At 44.4% G+C, this 18,383-nt stretch carries 18 protein-coding genes; 11 read left to right on the top strand and 7 right to left on the bottom strand.

The annotated features are described in order from the left end of the window. From GVO63_RS06400 to GVO63_RS06390, 3 genes are all read right to left on the bottom strand, one after another. The coding region (locus GVO63_RS06400) for an efflux RND transporter permease subunit (protein WP_159578572.1) at nucleotides 1-252 on the bottom strand (252 nt) is incomplete at its 3' end. Beyond that, nucleotides 245-1,300 (bottom strand): efflux RND transporter periplasmic adaptor subunit, encoded by a 1,056-nt coding sequence (locus GVO63_RS06395; protein WP_159493358.1) that lies wholly within the window; start codon nucleotides 1,298-1,300, stop codon nucleotides 245-247. The genes GVO63_RS06395 and GVO63_RS06400, both read right to left, overlap by 8 nt. 140 nt (nucleotides 1,301-1,440) lie before the next feature. Continuing rightward, complete coding sequence (locus GVO63_RS06390) at nucleotides 1,441-3,225, bottom strand: ABC transporter transmembrane domain-containing protein (RefSeq protein WP_159578570.1); 1,785 nt, start codon at nucleotides 3,223-3,225, stop codon at nucleotides 1,441-1,443. A gap of 381 nt (nucleotides 3,226-3,606) precedes the next feature. Here GVO63_RS06390 and rpsP point away from each other — a divergent pair, with 381 nt between their 5' ends. From rpsP to GVO63_RS06365, 5 genes are all read left to right on the top strand, one after another. Then, the gene (gene rpsP, locus GVO63_RS06385) at nucleotides 3,607-3,858 is read left to right on the top strand and encodes a 30S ribosomal protein S16 (protein ID WP_105931878.1); all 252 of its coding nucleotides are present in this window, start codon (nucleotides 3,607-3,609) and stop codon (nucleotides 3,856-3,858) included. 23 nt (nucleotides 3,859-3,881) lie between these two features. Then, nucleotides 3,882-4,403 carry a ribosome maturation factor RimM gene (gene rimM, locus GVO63_RS06380; RefSeq protein WP_159493356.1) on the top strand — a complete coding sequence of 174 codons (522 nt, stop codon included), beginning with the start codon at nucleotides 3,882-3,884 and terminating at the stop codon, nucleotides 4,401-4,403. After that, complete coding sequence (gene trmD, locus GVO63_RS06375) at nucleotides 4,404-5,165, top strand: tRNA (guanosine(37)-N1)-methyltransferase TrmD (RefSeq protein WP_159578568.1); 762 nt, start codon at nucleotides 4,404-4,406, stop codon at nucleotides 5,163-5,165. An 18-nt stretch (nucleotides 5,166-5,183) separates the two neighbouring features. Next, on the top strand, nucleotides 5,184-5,543 hold the full coding sequence (gene rplS, locus GVO63_RS06370) for a 50S ribosomal protein L19 (protein ID WP_024015986.1): 360 nt from the start codon (nucleotides 5,184-5,186) through the stop codon (nucleotides 5,541-5,543). Between the two features lie 303 nt (nucleotides 5,544-5,846). After that, on the top strand, nucleotides 5,847-6,497 hold the full coding sequence (locus tag GVO63_RS06365) for a trimeric intracellular cation channel family protein (RefSeq protein WP_159578566.1): 651 nt from the start codon (nucleotides 5,847-5,849) through the stop codon (nucleotides 6,495-6,497). 84 nt (nucleotides 6,498-6,581) lie between these two features. On the opposite strand, the gene GVO63_RS06360 is transcribed toward GVO63_RS06365, so the two are convergent. Next, complete coding sequence (locus GVO63_RS06360) at nucleotides 6,582-7,298, bottom strand: enoyl-CoA hydratase/isomerase family protein (RefSeq protein ID WP_159578564.1); 717 nt, start codon at nucleotides 7,296-7,298, stop codon at nucleotides 6,582-6,584. A gap of 651 nt (nucleotides 7,299-7,949) precedes the next feature. Here GVO63_RS06360 and GVO63_RS06355 point away from each other — a divergent pair. Beyond that, on the top strand, nucleotides 7,950-9,038 hold the full coding sequence (locus GVO63_RS06355) for a 3-deoxy-7-phosphoheptulonate synthase (RefSeq protein ID WP_159493352.1): 1,089 nt from the start codon (nucleotides 7,950-7,952) through the stop codon (nucleotides 9,036-9,038). A 42-nt stretch (nucleotides 9,039-9,080) separates the two neighbouring features. Beyond that, a complete protein-coding gene (gene tyrA / locus GVO63_RS06350) occupies nucleotides 9,081-10,235 on the top strand; it encodes a bifunctional chorismate mutase/prephenate dehydrogenase (protein ID WP_159578562.1) in 1,155 nt (384 codons plus the stop codon). Between the two features lie 61 nt (nucleotides 10,236-10,296). Here tyrA and pheA read toward each other — a convergent pair whose 3' ends face one another. From pheA to yciH, 3 genes are all read right to left on the bottom strand, one after another. Further along, entirely contained in the window at nucleotides 10,297-11,478 is a 1,182-nt protein-coding gene (pheA, locus tag GVO63_RS06345) for a prephenate dehydratase (protein ID WP_105931885.1), read from the bottom strand. 312 nt (nucleotides 11,479-11,790) lie between these two features. After that, nucleotides 11,791-12,591: a response regulator gene (locus GVO63_RS06340; RefSeq protein WP_159578560.1), complete on the bottom strand. Its 801-nt coding sequence runs from the start codon at nucleotides 12,589-12,591 to the stop codon at nucleotides 11,791-11,793. A 60-nt stretch (nucleotides 12,592-12,651) separates the two neighbouring features. Beyond that, the gene (yciH, locus tag GVO63_RS06335) at nucleotides 12,652-12,984 is read right to left on the bottom strand and encodes a stress response translation initiation inhibitor YciH (protein WP_159493348.1); all 333 of its coding nucleotides are present in this window, start codon (nucleotides 12,982-12,984) and stop codon (nucleotides 12,652-12,654) included. 170 nt (nucleotides 12,985-13,154) lie between these two features. Here yciH and GVO63_RS06330 point away from each other — a divergent pair, with 170 nt between their 5' ends. The 4 genes from GVO63_RS06330 to GVO63_RS06315 all read left to right on the top strand — a co-directional run bounded on the left by GVO63_RS06330 (nucleotide 13,155) and on the right by GVO63_RS06315 (nucleotide 17,997). Further along, entirely contained in the window at nucleotides 13,155-13,460 is a 306-nt protein-coding gene (locus tag GVO63_RS06330) for an STAS domain-containing protein (protein WP_159493347.1), read from the top strand. Nucleotides 13,461-13,481: 21 nt separating this feature from the next. Further along, nucleotides 13,482-15,158, top strand: coding sequence for a fused response regulator/phosphatase (locus GVO63_RS06325; RefSeq protein ID WP_159578558.1), 1,677 nt, complete (start codon nucleotides 13,482-13,484; stop codon nucleotides 15,156-15,158). Between the two features lie 155 nt (nucleotides 15,159-15,313). After that, nucleotides 15,314-15,760, top strand: coding sequence for a TerB family tellurite resistance protein (locus GVO63_RS06320; RefSeq protein WP_159578556.1), 447 nt, complete (start codon nucleotides 15,314-15,316; stop codon nucleotides 15,758-15,760). Between the two features lie 167 nt (nucleotides 15,761-15,927). Further along, nucleotides 15,928-17,997, top strand: coding sequence for an EAL domain-containing protein (locus tag GVO63_RS06315; RefSeq protein ID WP_159578554.1), 2,070 nt, complete (start codon nucleotides 15,928-15,930; stop codon nucleotides 17,995-17,997). The last annotated feature ends 386 nt before the right edge of the window (nucleotides 17,998-18,383 follow it).

Below are 18,383 nucleotides of genomic sequence, written 5' to 3'. Positions count from 1 at the left end.
GACCCGAGCGACCGCCCCTTCAAGCCGGCCTGTTACTTCTGCGTCCACCGTTTCGGGCGAAGCGCCAGGGAACTGAGCGGTGACAGTAACGCGGGGTGTATCGACGTCAGGAAGTTCACGCACCTCAAGCCCGCTAAGCGCGGCAAGACCTGCAATGGCAATTAATAAATTCAATACAACAATTAGAACGGGACGTCGTATTGACAAAGAGGGTAAATCGTTCACCGAAGAAGCTAGATTAGGATCACTCACCTTGAGGCCCTCCGGCCAATTCAGTCGTTATTTCCTGACCAGTGCGCAAACGCTGGACACCTTCAGCAATGAGTTTATCGCCTTCTTTAATTTCACCAGAAACTAATATCGTGCCTCTTAACCTTTGATGAACGCTAACGTCTACCTTTTTGGCTTTTCCATCCTCAGCGAGCCAGATATATGCGCCGGTAGCGCCCCAAAGTAGCGCAGCTTCAGGGATGGCGGCATAGCGATCGCCTTCGATGCTTAAGTTCACGCGAAAACTCATGCCAGGACGAAATTGATCAGATGAATTATCCAGTAGTGCCCTTGCACGAAGGGTGCGGTCTGCTTCGTTAATGCGAGAGTCAACCTGAGCAATTTCAGCATTGACAAGCGTCTCTCTATCACTCCATGGCTCGAGGGTAACATTGGGTGCGTTGAGTAACACCGGCAACGCCGCTTCGGGCGCTTTGAAGTTAATGAAAAGTTTGCTCCTGTTATCCAATGTAGTGATAACCGTTTGCTCGTTAATGCGATCACCCACTTCAATATCAGTAATGCCGACAACGCCATCAAACGGAGCAATAATATGTCTGTCTTCCAAGTCGGCCTGAGCTTCTTCCAATGCGACTTCTGCAAGGTCACGCTGTGTGCGAGCTAGATCCAGTTCACTGATAGGCACCGCGCCTTGCTTATAACTAGAAGCAAGCCTTTCTACCGTGCGTTGTGCATCTTCTAAATTTAATCTGGCGCGTTTTAGCGACGTTTGCTGACGTCGGTCATCCAGACGAACCAGCACTTTACCTTTCTCAACCGCTTGGCCGGGAACGAAATTAATTTCAGTTACTTCGTCAGAGACAGCAGGATACAAAATAATCGAGCGCACGGCTTCAGCACTGCCAACAGCCTCGACTTTGCGGGATTCGTTCATAAATTCTATGGGCTTAGTGACAACAAGCTTTGCTTGTCTATCGCCCATAAACTGAGCATTGGCAACTGGTGTTATTAAAAGAAGAGCACAAAGACCTATCGCTGTCTTCATTGCACCGTTTACAGAATTTTTCATTTTAAACCCGAAGCGTTATTGAACTCGCCCATCGTTGTTATTTTTTTGACAGCGAGCTCTTTGTTGTTTTCTTACCAACGTGTCTAATTATTAGACTATTGGTTGACCTTACATTTGTACCGTATAGCACCATAGGCGGTTCAGCTAAGCAATTGCAGTTCAGCGTATTCCTTATACAAGGTATCGCTTTTCATCAAAGACGCATGATCACCACTTCCCACCACCTTACCTTTATCCATCACTAGTATTCGATCTGCATGTTGCACGGTTGCTAGCCGGTGGGCGATGACGATACTGGTTTTTCCAACCATTAACCGGTCTATAGCTTGCTGAACCATACGTTCACTCAAGGCATCAAGCGCGCTGGTAGCTTCGTCTAGAAGTAAAATGGGTCGGTCTGCCAAAATAGCGCGAGCGATGGCAATGCGTTGCTTTTGCCCGCCTGAGAGTTTTACACCTCTTTCGCCCAGTTGTGTGTTGTAGCGATCGTCAAGGTTATCGATAAATTCGTGGGCGAATGCTTGCTTGGCCGCGTTTATTACAGCGTCATTGGTTGCTTGTGGATTACCATAGCGAATATTTTCTAAAACCGTATCTGCGAATACCACCGGTTCCTGTGTCACAACTGCAATATGCTGGCGTAGAGTGTCTAGTGGCATCTTATTGATGGGGTGGCCATTAAATAAAATTTGCCCAGCGGTAGGGTCGTAAAAACGCATTAATAATTGAAAGAGGGTGGTTTTACCAGCGCCACTGGCCCCAACTAATGCAAGGCGCTCTCCGGCCCGTATATCAATAGTCAGGTTAGTAAATAGCGGTTTACTATTTGGGTACGAGAAATTCACATTTTCCAACTGGATCCTTGGCGCTGCTTTAGGCACGTCAACGTTTGCTGAAGATGACTCTGACGTCATTTTCGTGCCAGCATTAACGTGTTTAATTGTAGATTCAGTGGTCATTAATTCAAACAAACGCTCACTAGCGCCAACGCCGCGCTGCACTTCGCCTATGACTTCGCTGATAGTGGCGACACTGCCACCCGCCATAACAGCATAGAAAAGAAAGGCTGAGAGCTCGCCTACTGTCATGGTCCCATCAAGTACTTGTCTTGCGCCTACCCAAGCAATGAAAATAATAGCGGTCATACTGATGCACATAATGCAGCCGATAAGCAGCGAGCGATAGTGAATACGCTTTTTGGCCACGTCCATGGCAAGCTCGACCTTTTTAGAGAAATGCAATCGTTCGGCATTTTCAGCGGTATAGGCCTGTACGGTCATTATTTCGTGAAGGCTTTCATCAATTCGTGCACCTAAGTCTGCCACTTTGTCTTGGCTTTCCTTTGCATATCGACGCACCTGAGGCGCCAGTACCTTGATAGGAACCAATACAGCTGGAACGGCGACAATGACACAGAAGGTAAGAAGGGGACTGGAAAACGTCATAAGCGCCAACGCGCCCAAGAAAGTCACTACAGAACGCAGTGTCATCGACAAACTCATTCCCACCACGGTTTGAATAATGGTTGTATCACTTGTGAATCGAGAAATAACTTCGCCAGTTCTCAGCTCGGCAAAAAATGAAGGCGGAAGAGACAGCAAGTGCGCATATACTTGGTTTCGAATATCAGCACTAACGCGCTCGCCAAGCCAAGTCATTAAGTAGAAACGTGCGTATGTTGCCAAACAGGCCACGATAGTAATAGCGAGCACTAATACTGTAGCTTCGTTTAAGGTATCAGCTGCATTTTCAACGAAACCGCTGTCGATAGCGTACTTAATGCCTTGCCCAAGTAAAAGCCATGCAACGGCTGCGGTAAAAAGGGCTATTACTGCGCCAACAACTCGCGCTTTATACTGAAGTAAATGTGAGCCAATCCACTGTAAAACTTGCTTTGTTGATACGGTTGCTAGCGGTGTTGTCAAAATTACCTCGTTGTGCGCGTGACTTCTTTATGGCGTTGTTTTTACAACGTTACTTATCATTCATGCTTTGATTATACGTTAAAGGACGTGCATTGGACGTGAGTAATGCGATTACAGTGACAGTATTTACGCTAAGATGTGAATCGAGTAGCGCTTCTCAGGTTTATTGTTTATGAGTGCGCAGTTCGTGCTCAGCGTTAACGCCTGTTTGGGTGCAAATACAGCGCGAATTACCCAACTAAACAAAGGATAAATCAGGTTTTTACTTGCATTGGGCGGTGATATCCGTATAATTCGGCGGCCTTCTAGCTGGCGTCTATTTTTTAGACGTTGTTTGAAGGCTTAAGTTAACGGTAACGCTACAACGAGTTTGAGGCATTTATGGTTACTATTCGTTTACAGCGTGGTGGCGCGAAAAAGCGTCCATTTTATCAACTAGTGGTGGCTGATAGCCGTCGTGCAAGAAACGGTCGTTTCATTGAAAACATCGGTTTCTTCAACCCAACTGCACAAGGTCAAGCGGAACGTCTTCGCGTAGATCTAGAGCGTGTAGATTACTGGGTTGGCGTAGGCGCGAGCTTATCAGATCGCGTTTCTAGCTTGGTAAAAGAAGCGAAAAAATCTGCAGCGTAAGCTGTTATTAACTGGTGGTATAGATGAGTCTAGCGTCTGACAAAGTGATTGTTGGCAAAATTGGCGCACCTTACGGTGTTAAAGGTTGGGTCAAAATCAACAGCTATACAGAAACGCCAGAAGGTATATTTGAGTACTCGCCGTGGTTTCTTGGCGAAGAAAATGAATACCAAATTGACCAGTGGCGACCGCACGGTAAAAACCTCGTTGCAAAAATTGTGGGCGTTGATAGTCGGGATGATGCCGAGCGCATCAAAAACTTGGATATCAATATAAATGCTTCACAGCTGCCTGATTTAGGTGACGAAGGAATTTATTGGCGTGAGCTCACCGGCATGAAAGTGGTAACAACGCAAGGTTACGACTTAGGTGTGGTGAAAGAAGTGTTTAATACAGGTGCTAATGACGTGATTCATGTCAAAGCGAATGTGGGCGATGCTTTTGGTCAAAAAGAAAGACTATTACCTTTTGTGTTCGACGACGTCGTACAAGAGGTGGATAAGGAAGCGAAGGTCATTAAAGTTGACTGGGACCCGGGGTTTTAAGTGACTCCGGAAAAGTGGTTCGGTGTTGTTAGCCTGTTTCCAGATATGTTTGCCCCATTTACCCAACAGGGTGTTATTGGTCGAGCAGTTAAGTCTGGAACCTTATCGGTTGACACCTTCAACCCCCGTGACTTTACTCATGATCGCCATCGTACAGTAGACGATCGCCCCTACGGAGGCGGACCCGGTATGCTTATGATGGTAAAACCGCTAACTGACGCAATACAAGCCGCCAAGAAAGTGGGCGGCGAAACAAGTAAGGTGATCTACTTATCACCACAAGGGAAACCCTTTGACCAAGCTGGCGTTCAGCGCCTTGCTAAGATTGACCGCACTATTTTAATTTGCGGTCGATATGAAGGTATCGACGAACGGGTAATCGAAAGCCATGTAGATGAAGAAGTTTCTATTGGTGATTACGTGTTAAGCGGCGGTGAACTACCCGCAATGGTCCTTATGGACGCAGTTGCACGGTTGGTTCCCGGTGTGTTGGGGCATAAAGCTTCAGCGGTTGAAGATTCTTTCACTGACGGTCTTTTGGATTGTCCGCATTATACGCGGCCCGAAGTACTTGATGGTCAAAAAGTTCCTGATGTGTTGTTAAGTGGGGACCATGAAAAAATTAGGCAGTGGCGATTGATGCAATCAATAGGTAGAACCTGGCATCGTCGCCCTGATTTGTTAAATCACCTAGCTCTGACTGAGGAGCAGCAGCGTTTGCTTGAATTATTCCAAGCGCAACTGCAGCAAGATGACAGTTAACTAGGACGAGAGGATATGATGAGCAAAGTCAGTCAAGATATCATCAAAAAAATCGAAGAAGCACAGCTAAAGACTGATGTTCCTGCGTTTGGTCCAGGTGACACAGTAGTTGTTAAAGTTCGCGTTACCGAAGGTGACAAAGAGCGTCTTCAGGCTTATGAAGGTGTTGTTATCGCTAAACGTAACCGTGGTCTGCACTCGTCTTTTACCGTGCGTAAAATTTCTAGCGGCGAAGGCGTTGAGCGTGTGTTCCAAACACACAGCCCGGCAGTTTCTTCAATTGAAGTTAAACGTCGCGGTGCGGTTCGTCGTGCTAAGCTTTACTATCTACGTGAGCGTTCAGGTAAATCTGCACGTATCAAAGAGAAGCTTAACTAAGATTACTAATCCTTGCGTTATTGTTAACTTCGAAAAAGCCCGCATTAAGCGGGCTTTTTTGTGGCCAAAATTCGATCCTTTTAAACCGTTTATACCCATTCGCATAGATAATTGCCCACTCAGAAGGGCGAGTTCAAAATGTCCGTACTCTTTGTTATGTCACCTCGTTGTGGAACCACTATACCTGCGGTAACACGCCGCGATTTCGCACAGTTTAAATCTCGCTGAGTGGCTAATGATCTATGCGCTATCCAGACTGGTATGAACTATTACAAATGTTAATATTTTTTAATAGAGAAAGGGATGAGTTCAGAATACTTTGTGGTGCTGGGAATTATTGGTGTCGCATTTTTCGCGGTATCTGGGGCATTACTAGGCCATGACAAGAATATTAATGGTTTTGGCATCGTCGTTGTTGGCGTAATGACGGCATTAGGCGGTGGTACGTTACGTGACCTATTGTTGGGTAAGCCTATCTTCTGGGTTGAAACATCTGAGTATTTAATTGCAACCTATACTGCTATTTTCGCCACTGTTCTGTTAATTCGATACTTACCTTCTCCTTCAAACTTCTATTTCATTATTATAGATACAATAGGCCTTGCCATCTTTAATGTCATAGGTATAGAGAAAGCATTGATAAGCGGTACGGGCATGATAGTCGCATTAACCATGGGGATGACGACGGGCATTTTTGGCGGCTTGATGAGAGATGTGGTCTGTCGAGAAGTGCCTTACGTAATGCGAGGCGACGTATATGCGAGTGCATGCTTTGCGGGAGGGCTTTCTTATGCCGCGCTCTTTGCATGTGATATCCCCTATATTTGGTGTATTTTGGGCTCTATTTCTGTCACCGTTTTACTGAGGGTGTCGTCTCTACATTGGGGGCTGAAAGTTGACTTGTTCAGGAAGCGAACGCCTAAATCTAAAAAGAAAAGCGTCACCGAGTCGTAGCGCGCGTAATAACGGTTTTTATTTGAAGGTACCAAAAACAGTGAAACCTAGAATTACAGCTTCACTGTCAATATTTTTTGCGTGCTATGCCATGAGAGATAGGGCTTCTATCAATGGCTTATTTTCGCTATCGATTGTGTGGATAATATGTTTGTGCAGACGCTTTTTGTGTTCGCCAAAAATACCTCGCTTTTTATCAAAGGTTTTCGCGTAATTCAGCGCACCTTCTAGCAATGTTTCTTGTGTGTCGTACGCCTTTTCTACGACATGGTCTTGCTCTAACTCTTTACCTGACACACGTCTTCCGGAAAGCTTCATTTCGTTGAACCTATGGTATGGCATTGCTTTTTTAACAAATTCAATCATGCCCGGGAGGAAAGGAATAGACAGGTCCACTTCAGGGAAGCAGAAGAACCCTTTGTCAGCCCGCATGAACCGAAAGTCGCAAGCGCACGCTAAAATAGCACCGTTGCCGAAGGCGTGACCATTGATGGCGGCAATGACAGGGAGCGGGTAGAGGAGTAGGGTTTTAAATACGTCGTCCATATCGTGCATAAACTGCTTGATCTCGTCTGAACGTCCCGCTTTCATAGCTGGCATCAACCAGTCGGTATCAATACCTAAGCTAAAACACTTCTCGTTGTTGGATGTGATGACCAAGGCCTTGCAGCCTTCATTGCTCTTAATGGTCTCTAATGCAGATAGCATCTCTTTTGCGAAAAGCGGATTATGGCGGTTTTCACCATTTTGCATGGTTAGTATGGCAACGTCGCCAGCGTAGGTAATGGCTAAATTTTGCATTATGTTCTCATTATTGTTTCGTTGTCACAATGATACAAAACCCAGACAGCGAATGAAAAATTTAGCTTATTTATGTTGGTCAATTATTAAAGCGGAATAGGCAATAAAATTTATTCAACATAATGTCCGATCATGCCTTACTGACAGTCTTCGCAAATGGAAAGTGAAGGTGCATCTTTTTTATGAGGAAAAGCAATACGTAAAATACCGAGTAAATTTGTCGCCATTGAATGGAACTAACGGCACAAAGGGTTGGTAAGTGATGTATAGGCAGTAGCCTTAAGGTCGCTAACAAAAGGCTCTTTGAAATAGCTGTATCGCTATTTATGATAGCGCGGTAATTCGCGTGTGAGGCCCAGATTAAACTCAGGCAAAATGGCGTATAGAAATTAAACCTCACTACCGATTAAAAATTGTGCAGGCCGTGTTTTAGGTTGCAATTTAGTCATGTTCATTCGCTTCGAATATACCCTAGATTAAACTATTATCCGTTAATGCTTGCTTAGCTATGCTTTAATTGTTAAAAAGTCAATGACGTTAAAGAAATATAGAATAAGCTTGCTGTATAATAAAGTTTACACGCAGATTGGAAACTCTTTTGGCGTTTTATTTTTAATTTTTATTTGTAGTTAAGAGAGTAAGAGAACTCCCATGATCAAGGACACTGTTAATAATGTTCACGTAAGTACAGAAGATGTGCTTATTACACCTGACGCGCTAAGCGCTGAATTGCCTGTTTCGGAAAAAGCACTCGCCGCTATTTCTGATTCTAGAAAAATTGTTTCTGATATTATTCATCGTCGCGACCATAGATTGCTTGTCGTGTGCGGCCCTTGCTCAATACACGATGTGGAAGCGGCAAAAGAGTACGCACTCAAGCTTAAAGAGCTGCATGAATCATGCAAAGATACCTTGTTTATTGTAATGCGCGTGTATTTTGAGAAGCCGCGCACGACAACAGGGTGGAAGGGGCTTATTAACGACCCGCATATCGATGGTACCTTTGACATTGAAACCGGCCTTCGCAAGGCAAGAGAGCTATTGATCTGGTTAGCTGAGTTGGAATTGCCTGTAGCCACTGAAGCCCTTGACCCGATAAGTCCGCAATACTTGGCTGAGCTGTTTAGCTGGGCCGCCATTGGTGCGCGTACGTCAGAATCTCAAACTCACCGAGAAATGGCCAGTGGTCTGTCGATGCCTGTCGGTTTTAAAAACGGAACAGATGGTAGCCTGGATATTGCCATTAATGCACTTAAATCTGCGGCCTCTGGGCACCGCTTTATGGGTATCAATAAGCAGGGCCAAGTAAGTGTAATCGGTACCAGTGGAAACCCTGACGGTCACATTATTCTGCGTGGTGGCAAGCAGCCTAATTACGACTCTGTTTGTGTATCTGAGTGCGAAATTGAATTGCAAGATGCCGGTCTTACTGCAGGATTAGTTGTTGATTGCAGTCATGCGAACTCTTCGAAAGATTACCGCCGCCAACCTCTGGTCGCACAGAATGTAGTGAATCAAATACTTGAAGGCAACCAGTCAATTATTGGCGTCATGCTTGAGAGTCATTTGAAACCTGGAAACCAAAAAGCCGAAGGTAAAAAACCTGAAGAGCTTGAATACGGCGTTTCTATTACCGATGGATGTATCGACTGGGAAACTACAGAAAACTTAATTGCTCAAGCCAGAGATAAATTAATAACTGTGTTACCCTTACGTCAAAATAAGCGCACGGTGGCATAAGCTAACTTAAACCCGTGCCATTTGATTCAAGGACAAGACATAATGGCCGATTTTTCGCAGCACTTAAAAAAGCTAGATACGCTGCGTGAAGGTATTGACGAGCTGGATTCCCAGCTCGTCGAATTACTCGCAAAACGCAATCAAATTACGACCCAAGTAGGACAAATCAAAGCCGAAGCTGGCATGCCCGTTTACGTGCCAGAACGAGAAAAGGCGCTAATCGCATCTCGTCGCGCGCAGGCTGAAGCGCTTGGGGTTTCTCCTGATTTAACTGAAGATTTACTGCGTCGTGTAATGCGTGAGTCTTATCATACTCAAAACAACAAGTATCGCTGCGTAAAGCCAGACTTAGATAATGTGGTTGTTATCGGTGGTGCAGGCGCCCTCGGCCGGGTTTTTGTCAGTTTATTCGAACGAAGTAACTACCATGTTTCGGTTGTCGAAAAGGACGACTGGGAAAATGGACGTGCTGCGTCAGTGTTAAGCGCAGCTTCCTTGGTTATTGTCGCGGTACCTATTAACTTAACCGAAGCGGTAATCAGTAGGCTTACCATGTTGCCTAAAGACTGCGTGCTTGCGGATATCACCAGTGTTAAATCTAAGCCGTTGGAGGCAATGCTTGCGGTACACAGTGGCCCTGTTGTAGGGCTCCACCCTATGTTCGGTCCTGATGCGCCTGGAATGATCAAACAGGTTGTTGTGGTATGCGACGGTCGGCATAATGATAAGTATGGCTGGTTGATTGAACAAATGCGGATCTGGGGGGCCACTATTCATGACTCCAGTGCACAAGAGCACGATCAAGCCATGGCATATATTCAGGTTATGCGCCACTTCAATACATTTGTATATGGTCAGCACCTCAAGGGTGAGGATCCGAGCTTAGCGTCTCTGACCATGTTTAGCTCACCGATTTATCGGTTAGAGCTTGCGATGGTAGGGCGTTTGTTTGCTCAGTCTCCGCAGCTCTATGCGGATATTATTTTCAACAACCCTGATAATTTCGCGCTTTTGCGTCGTTTTCATGAGCGATTTGGTCTCGCGCTGTCACTTCTGGAAAGCGGCGATAAGAAAAGTTTTGTTGAACAGTTTATGAAAGTCGGGGCATGGTTTGGTGATTACGCTAAAAAGTGCTTGGTCGACAGTAAACAAATGTTATTGAAAGCGGATGATGGACAGCTTTTGAGAGATAAGTAACTAACTCCATTCCCCCCTAACCAGATAAAGAATGGCGAGCATATAAGCTCGCCTTTTTGATTTAGTTGGCAAGGGCGCTTGCTGCTGCCACTTTTGTGGGGCTTATTTCTTCGCTTGGATAGCAGCCAAGCACCTTGATGTAGCGAGTGATCCCGCGTAGCGCGTCCAGCGCGTTTTGTACTGGACCATCTTCAACGTTGCCTTCTACATCAATATAAAACATTTCTTCCCACGGGTTACCCGGGATAGGGCGAGACTCTAACTTGGTCATGTTAATACTGTTTTCTCGAAGTACTAACAAGGCTTCAACCAATGCGCCAGGCTTTTGAATAGTCGACATGACAAGTGTAGTCTTTGCTGGAACCTGAAGCGGAACCACAACAGGATTGCGCGCCACAACGATAAAGCGGCTGTGGTTTTCTTTTTGATTTGCCAAGTTACTTTTTATGGCCATTAAGCCGTATAGATTTCCACCGGCCTCACTTCCTATTGCCGCCACATCATCTCGCTTAAGCTCGCTTACCGTCAGCATCGCAGATGACGTGCTGTCCATAGTTTTTACCTCCACATTGCCTAGCTCAGCGAGGAAATGGCTGCATTGGGTGAAAACCTGTGGGTGGGCGTACAAGGTTTTAATTTTATCTATGCTCGTATTAGTCCCTACCAGTAGCGTATGGCGAATAGGGTGCGTGAGCTCACCAATAATACTTAATTGGGTATGTTGCAGCTGATCATACACTTCGTTGATACTACCGGAGGTCGTGTTTTCAATAGGTAGCACCGCATAGTCAGCTTCAGTACTTTCTACTTTATGAATAATTTCAGCAAAACTTTGGCAGCCAATTTCTAAAAGCTCGCCAGGTCGACGAGAGAAGTATTTTTGCGTTGCAAGGTAGGAATATGAACCTTTGTCGCCTAAAAATGCAACACGGTTAAGCGGAAGCGTGCTGCCAGGGTTAGCGCGCTCTGCTAGCATAGCTTGTTGATTTAATACCGAGTCTTCAATAATGACATGGAAGATTTGCGTTACGTAATGTGGGTCTAAACCAATGCCTTGACCCTCTTTAATCAAGCGAACTAACAGTTGCTCTTCTCGCTTCTGATCTCGCACAGGTATATGGTGTTTTATTTTTGTTTCAGCGACTTCGTTAGTTAGCTTTCTGCGCTCTGCAAGTAAATTAAGTAATTCACTGTCCAACGCGGTAATCCGCTCTCTAACAGTATCTAATGCATTGTCTGACATAGTGTTCTCGTGCGTAATCAGTAATAAAATTCTGTTAAAAAAAAACCTCCCGAATGGGAGGTTTTGTGCATGTAGCTGCGCCTCCCTAATTAAAGGATGTAAACGCAAAAAAGAAAATTGCTACGTGCTTTATATTCTGTTTCATAGGTTGAATGTATGTTGAACACTCATGTGTGTCAACCCATTTTTACATATGGCCTATAGCTTTTTGTTATGTGGGCTTGAAAAAGTAATGAAAATAAGCAAGCCGTAAAAATCAGGTGAGCAAACTTTTACGGCCTAAGCAGGGGGTAACAGCTTTAAATTGGCGACCTAATTGCCTAAAAGAGCAGAGAGCATTTGTCTGACTTCATTTGGCTCAAAGGGTTTGTCGCATAGCGCATTTACCCCTGTTTGCTGAATATTGGCCATATGCGCACTGTCTGCCGATTCAGATGTCACCATGATGATGGGGATATGTGTAGTTTCCGGATTGAAACGAATAAATTCAGACAACTCACGACCATCCATCTCTGGCATGTTGTAATCGGTAACAACAAGGTCAAAAGCTTGGTCTTTAATAAGCGTCAATGCGGTCGCGCCATTTTCTGCTTCTTGAATGCGTTGGAGGCCCATTCCCTCCAGTACACGCCTTATGTGGTTTCTTGCTAACTTACTATCGTCTACAAGTAATACACGCACATCGTGAACATCGAACAGCTCAAGGTCTAACTCGTCGTGATTGATTAAATCTAAGCTTGCATTCAGTGCACGAGATAAGTGAAGTGGCTCGAAGGGTTTGGGTAGGATAGCTGCTACACCTGCCTGCTTAAATTCTTCCAGTTTGCTCAATCGGTTTTCACTCGAAACAAGCATAAAAGGGATACTCTTGAAATCATCGTGTTCTTTGATGAATTTTAATAACTCTAGCGCGGTTCCGTCTTCGTAATACATGGCACTAACGATAAGATCGGCGCCATGAGCTTTCACTGCAGATCGGGCTTCAGAAAGGGTACTGACAGGGTCAATTTCCTTAACGTTTTCCTTCAACAACAACGTCGTAATAATTTTCCGCTGAGTATCAGAGGGTTCAACAAGAATAATATGTAAATCAGAAATTGACAGCTTTTCCATTTCAGACTCTTTTTGTTATATGTTTATGAAAAAGGGCACACTCGCAACTATTGTGACCAACTAGCCACCTGCAAGCTTAACTTTGTAACCCTTGTCTGTAAGTAGTGAGCGCAATTTTTCTCTGTCATCGGTTTGAACTTCGATTACACCGTCTTTGACCGCGCCACCACAACCACATTTCTTTTTAAGCTCTGAGCCAAGTTTTTTCAGCTCATCGGAGGGGAGATCTAAGCCCTTAATTAAGGACACGCCTTTCCCTTTTCGCCCTTTGGTTTCTCTGTGAATACGGACGATACCGTCTGAAGATACCGAGCGTTGCTCTGTTTTCTGCTCAGGCTTTATTTTGCCGCTTTCAGTACTATAAACTAAAAGTGCGTCTTGCCAGTCTTGCATAAATACCTCAATAAAATTCGTCTTTCCATCTTAATTCGGCCTAAAACAACTTAATTATACAAAAGTTGTAGACACCAGTGATGGCGATGTAGAAAACTTCAACTAAGATAAGGATAGCAAAGATAAAAGCATCAGATGAAGCATTTATGCTCACATTTAAGGGAACGCGTATGGAAATAACGTCACGATTTGAAAATCAAGGGAAAACATTAGTCATCGATGTAGGCGCTAAATTTGATTTCAGTAAAGTAGAGGTCTTTAGAAACGCCTATCGCGACCTTGATAGCAATGTTTCGCACATTAGCGTCGATTTATCGCGGACAGAGTACATGGACAGCTCTGCATTGGGCATGTTGCTTAATATGCAAAAATCATTAGCGGGCAGAGAACTCAGCTACAGTATCGAAAATGCGCGCCCTCAAGTGGCTAAAATTCTGCAAATATCTCGTTTCGATAAGAAATTTGACATCAAATAATCACTAAGAGATCCACACCACGTGAAAATTCTTATTGTCGATGACGAGAGTATAAATCGTACTTTGTTGACAAACATGCTCTACAGCGCAGGCTATAAAAATTGCATAGAAGCTGTGAATGGTATTGAAGCCATCAAGCTGTTTGACGAGGAACAACCTGATCTGGTGCTTCTCGACGTTGTAATGCCAGGGCTATCTGGTTTCGATGTTGCACCAAAAATTCGAAAGCGTGCGAAAGGTACTTATCTCCCGATTCTTTTTATCACTGCACTTGAAGATAAAGAGAGCTTAGTTCGCTGTCTTGAAGTGGGTGGTAATGATTTCGCCACTAAGCCTTTCGACCGTCATATTCTCATTGCAAAAATAAGGGCGCATCTGCAAATACGAGCATTGAGTGAGCACGTTGAGCAGCAAAACCAAGCGCTGCGTTTGTTCAATCAGCGCGTCGCGCGTGAGCACGCTATAGTCGAGCATATATTCAGTCACGCTATCGTTAATCGTCCTGAAGTTTTGTCGCATTTTGACTTTTTGTTACAGCCTGCTGAGACCTTCAATGGCGATCTCTTTTTGTGTGAAGCCAGTCCCAGTGGCGGAATTTATTTTGTCGTCGGGGATTTCACTGGCCACGGCTTAGCATCAGCAATAGGGGCGTTACCCGTAACGCGAGCATTTAGAGAGCTGGCTCAGCAAGGTGTTTCCATTGCCGAAATTACCTCTGAGCTAAATCGAATTCTCATTACTTTTCTTCCCAACGACATGTTTATGGCTGCAGTTATTGGCGAGATAAATGCTTCGGGTAATCGTGTCCACCTTTGGCAGGGAGGCATGCCTGAGGTAATCGTCCCTGCGAAAACGGATATCGCCATGCGCAAAGTACCGTCTCGGCATATGGCGCTTGGGATCTTAGACGAGAATGAACTCAATACTGATTACGATACGATTAACTTAGGGCACAATGAACAGCTCGTCATTTGCAGTGATGGTTTGATTGAAATAGCAAATAAGAACGGAGAAATGCTGCTTGAAGAGGGGTTAGTCAATATTATCAAAGTGCAGATGCAAGAGCAGGGAAAAGTAGATGCGAAATCGCTGTTTCGTCAAGCGAAAGCACACGGTTTCTCATCGTCTTTAGATGACGATGTTACCTTGGTTATTTTCAATGCTAAGCCTGTCAATATTTCCACGGTTCGCAAGGTTGATGAGGGCTTACCTTCTGTCCATGAAATAGCTCTGAGCGCCCCACATTTAAAACAGCCTGATATTCTTCAGCGGGTTCTTCAGTTGGCAGGTCAATGCGAAGGGATACAAAATATCCGTTCGATTGTCTATACCGTTCTCTCTGAGCTTTTCAACAATGCGTTGGATCATGGCATTTTAAAGCTTGAATCTAAAGTGAAGACGGATAGTGCTGGTTTTCATCAATATTATACAGAGCGCGAGAGGTCATTAAACGCGCTCAGCTACGGCCGAATCAACATTCGAATCGAATCGTTACCCATAGATGGTAAAGTACTCTTACAAGTTGAAGACAGTGGCGAAGGATTTCGTTGGGATAGAGGCCGAACCTTAATTGGTCACGGCAATGCGAAAGAAGAGAGTCATGGGCGCGGATTGCCGCTAATACATGCTTTGTGCGAAAAGGTATGGTTTGAGGACGGGGGCAAAAAGGTGCTTTGTCTTCTCGATACCCAAAGCTAAGCTTACTCTCTCGTCATTGTGCCTAGGGTCAAAAGCTCTTAGCAGCGCATATGTCATCTAACGAATTGGTTAACTAATCGAATTTCTCTTTCCCTCAGTAAAAAAATAAAGAAACTATCGCTCAATGTCGCTGCGCATTTTATTACTGAGGATTTATGCTGAAATCGTTTTTAAAGTTTTTTGAAGATTCACAAAAAAATAGAGAGTCGACCTACACAGTGGAATTGGCTACGGCGGCTTTACTCAGTGAAATTGTTAATGCTGACAGCGAAGTAACTGACGATGAAAAGCGAGAATATGAAAACCAGCTAAAAAAGCACGTGAATGTCGATGAAGATGCAATGGCGGCTCTACTGAAGCGAGGTCAAGAAACATCGGAAGAAGCGGTAGATCTTGTCCATTTTACGCAAGTCTTGAATAAACACTGTAGCGCAGATGAAAAGGTCAGCGTTGTGAAAAGTTTATGGGTGATCGCGTATGCAGATGCGTCGCTCGCTCCGCTTGAAGAAAGCACAATTAGACAAATCGCAGATCTACTATACGTGTCGCACAGCGACTTTATCAAAACAAAGCTCTCTGTTGTCGAGGGCATGACGGGGTGAATATATAAAGATAAGTGATAAACGCTTTCTAAAAAATCCATTTTACTTTCTTTGCGCCTGCCTTACTATTGTGAAAAAAAATGTAAGCGACAACGCGGTGGCGATGATATTTTCGTGTTGCCATGTGTTTGCTAGAGAGAATTAAGTAGTAAGCAAAGGACACACGAGTGTTTAATACCCTGAAGATTTCTATCGGTCTTGTGATCGTAGCGACAATGTCGATATTGACCCTGTCTATCGGCGTTGTAAACAGATTAGATAGCAATGAGTCAGTTATTGATATTGTAAAAGATAACACTGCTGCGTTGAGTAATTCTATGGCGCTTCAAATTGCGGTGTTAATGGAAAGAAATCCAGGGAACCATGCGCTTCTTTCCTCAGTGTTCCAGCCCCTAAAAGCGCATGAACATCTGCTATCTGCAACGCTTTACGACAACGACTTTAACGTTATATCGACTATTTATGGCGAGCGTGTCAATGAAATAGAGGCTGAGGTTGTTCCCCGGTTGCCAGAAAATACACCTTTTGGCATTACGCAATATGAAAATGTACTGGTAGCCCATCAGGTTGTCGGAAGTAGTCTTTACCCGATGGGGCATGTTGTCTTGTACATAGATGTCGCGCGTATAAAATCAGAAGAGGCGACTCTCGCCATCCTGAAGCAATTACCCATTATTCTTGTCGTCTGGCTTTTATGTACAAGTGTCTGCATTTTTATCTTATATCGATTAGTGTCGCCTCTCACATCACTTTGTCGGTTTACTCAAGAAGTCTTTGAATCGAAAGACTACGCCTTGAGAAACTCGTTAAATGCATCAAATGAAATAGGTCAGCTAGCCCGCAACATAAACAATCTATTAGATGCGATCGAAGTAGAATTACTGGTTAATTTTGAGCAAAAACAAACGCTGGTTGACCAGCAAGAAACCATGTCGCGGCTTGCTAATTTCGATAGCTTAACCGGGTTACCTAATAGACAATTTGTACTCGATAATTTGAGATTGGAGTTGGCGAGAGCAAAGAGAAATGAAGAAGATCTCCTTCTATTGTTTTTCGATTTAGATGGTTTCAAGGGCATTAATGATTCGCTAGGGCACGAAACAGGGGACCTGATTCTCATAGAAGTGGCCGATAGAGTGCAATGTTTACTGCGAGACGGTGATCTGTTCGCACGATTAGGTGGTGATGAATTTCTAGTTCTTCCTGATAGAGATGCCTCTACTAAGCACGCGCAAAGTTTAGCAAATCGCTTAATTACCGCTTTTGACGAACCTTTTGAGCTTCGTGGTCTTTCTTTAACGGTAGGATTGAGCGTTGGCATTGCTAAGGCGTCAGATGCAGCATACGACCTTAGTGAACTGATGAGTAACGCAGACCTTGCCATGTATCGCTCTAAAGCTAGAGGTAGAGGAAGCTACACCTTATTTACGCCGGATATGGTGGAATCGCATAAGCGAAAATTACTGCTGGCTAATGGAATTGAAAAGGGCCTAACAAACGATGAATTTGTGCTCTACTATCAAGTGAAAGTCAATAATGGCGGCAGGGTAATAGGCGTAGAGGCATTGATTCGCTGGCAGCACCCTGAATTTGGACTTGTCATGCCGAATGAATTCATACCTATCGCTGAACAGGGGGGCAAGATAACGGCAATTACGCGCTGGGTTATAAAGCGTGTCTGCATTGATATGCCTTCCTTGAAACAGTGGGCTTCAAGGCCTTTTAGGGCTTCAATAAACTTGTCTGGGCACGATTTACGTAGCACTCAGCTTTTTGACTATATCTACAATACCTTTACATCGCATAACGTTAATCCAGAAAATTTTGAGTTCGAGGTGACAGAAAGTGCTTACCTTGAGAACTTTGCGCTGTCGAACAAATTTTTTAGACGGATAGGAAATATGGGGTGTGCAATTGCTCTTGATGATTTTGGTACGGGTTACTCATCGTTAAGCTACCTCACCCAAATCACCATAGATACGTTGAAAGTCGATAGGCAATTTGTAATGGAACTTCAAACGTCAGAGCGCAGTCGATTAGTTACAGGCGCTATAATCGATCTTGCTAAACGTCTTTCGTTATCCGTATGTGCTGAGGGAATAGAGAATGTTGAGCAATGGGATTATCTAAGAGAACATGGATGTGACAATGTTCAGGGCTTCCTATTCAGTAAACCGATCCCTTTATCCGCACTCATAGACTCTCCTTGCCACTTTACCACTGAAGAGTTCGTCTGATTTTCAAAGCCAATATAGTAATACCAATCCGCATAGATAATTACCTTCTCAGAAGGCGCTGGCCAGTTTCCTAGCCAAGCGTGGGAGTGCAGGAATGGCTGTTCCCTTTCACATTCCCAGAATGAAGCGAGGAAGCTTACCAGACTTTCCCGAAGGGCGAGTTTACAATGTCCGTGCTCTTTGTTGTGTCACCTTGATGTAGAACCACTATACCTGCGGTAACACGCCGCGATTACGAACATTTTAACTCTCGCTGAGTGGGTAATTATCTGTGCGGACTGGTATAGTGCTAACCCCCAGTACTTTTACAAAAGAAGTGTTTCTTATTTGCAACATATTGTCTGTTTGCTCAGCGATGATACTTCAATTTATTTGAAAAGGGATTG

The organism is Alteromonas sp. KUL106 (genome assembly GCF_009811415.1).
Lineage (GTDB): Bacteria > Pseudomonadota > Gammaproteobacteria > Enterobacterales > Alteromonadaceae > Alteromonas.
This window is presented reverse-complemented; position numbering and strand designations above follow the sequence as displayed.

Coding starts and splice junctions, on each gene's coding strand:
- GVO63_RS06395 (WP_159493358.1), bottom strand. CDS start 1,300: ATGAAAAATTCTGTAAACGGTGCAATGAAGACAGCGATAGGTCTTTGT.
- rpsP (WP_105931878.1), top strand. CDS start 3,607: ATGGTTACTATTCGTTTACAGCGTGGTGGCGCGAAAAAGCGTCCATTT.
- rimM (WP_159493356.1), top strand. CDS start 3,882: ATGAGTCTAGCGTCTGACAAAGTGATTGTTGGCAAAATTGGCGCACCT.
- rplS (WP_024015986.1), top strand. CDS start 5,184: ATGAGCAAAGTCAGTCAAGATATCATCAAAAAAATCGAAGAAGCACAG.
- GVO63_RS06365 (WP_159578566.1), top strand. CDS start 5,847: ATGAGTTCAGAATACTTTGTGGTGCTGGGAATTATTGGTGTCGCATTT.
- GVO63_RS06360 (WP_159578564.1), bottom strand. CDS start 7,298: ATGCAAAATTTAGCCATTACCTACGCTGGCGACGTTGCCATACTAACC.
- GVO63_RS06355 (WP_159493352.1), top strand. CDS start 7,950: ATGATCAAGGACACTGTTAATAATGTTCACGTAAGTACAGAAGATGTG.
- tyrA (WP_159578562.1), top strand. CDS start 9,081: ATGGCCGATTTTTCGCAGCACTTAAAAAAGCTAGATACGCTGCGTGAA.
- pheA (WP_105931885.1), bottom strand. CDS start 11,478: ATGTCAGACAATGCATTAGATACTGTTAGAGAGCGGATTACCGCGTTG.
- GVO63_RS06340 (WP_159578560.1), bottom strand. CDS start 12,591: ATGGAAAAGCTGTCAATTTCTGATTTACATATTATTCTTGTTGAACCC.
- yciH (WP_159493348.1), bottom strand. CDS start 12,984: ATGCAAGACTGGCAAGACGCACTTTTAGTTTATAGTACTGAAAGCGGC.
- GVO63_RS06330 (WP_159493347.1), top strand. CDS start 13,155: ATGGAAATAACGTCACGATTTGAAAATCAAGGGAAAACATTAGTCATC.
- GVO63_RS06320 (WP_159578556.1), top strand. CDS start 15,314: ATGCTGAAATCGTTTTTAAAGTTTTTTGAAGATTCACAAAAAAATAGA.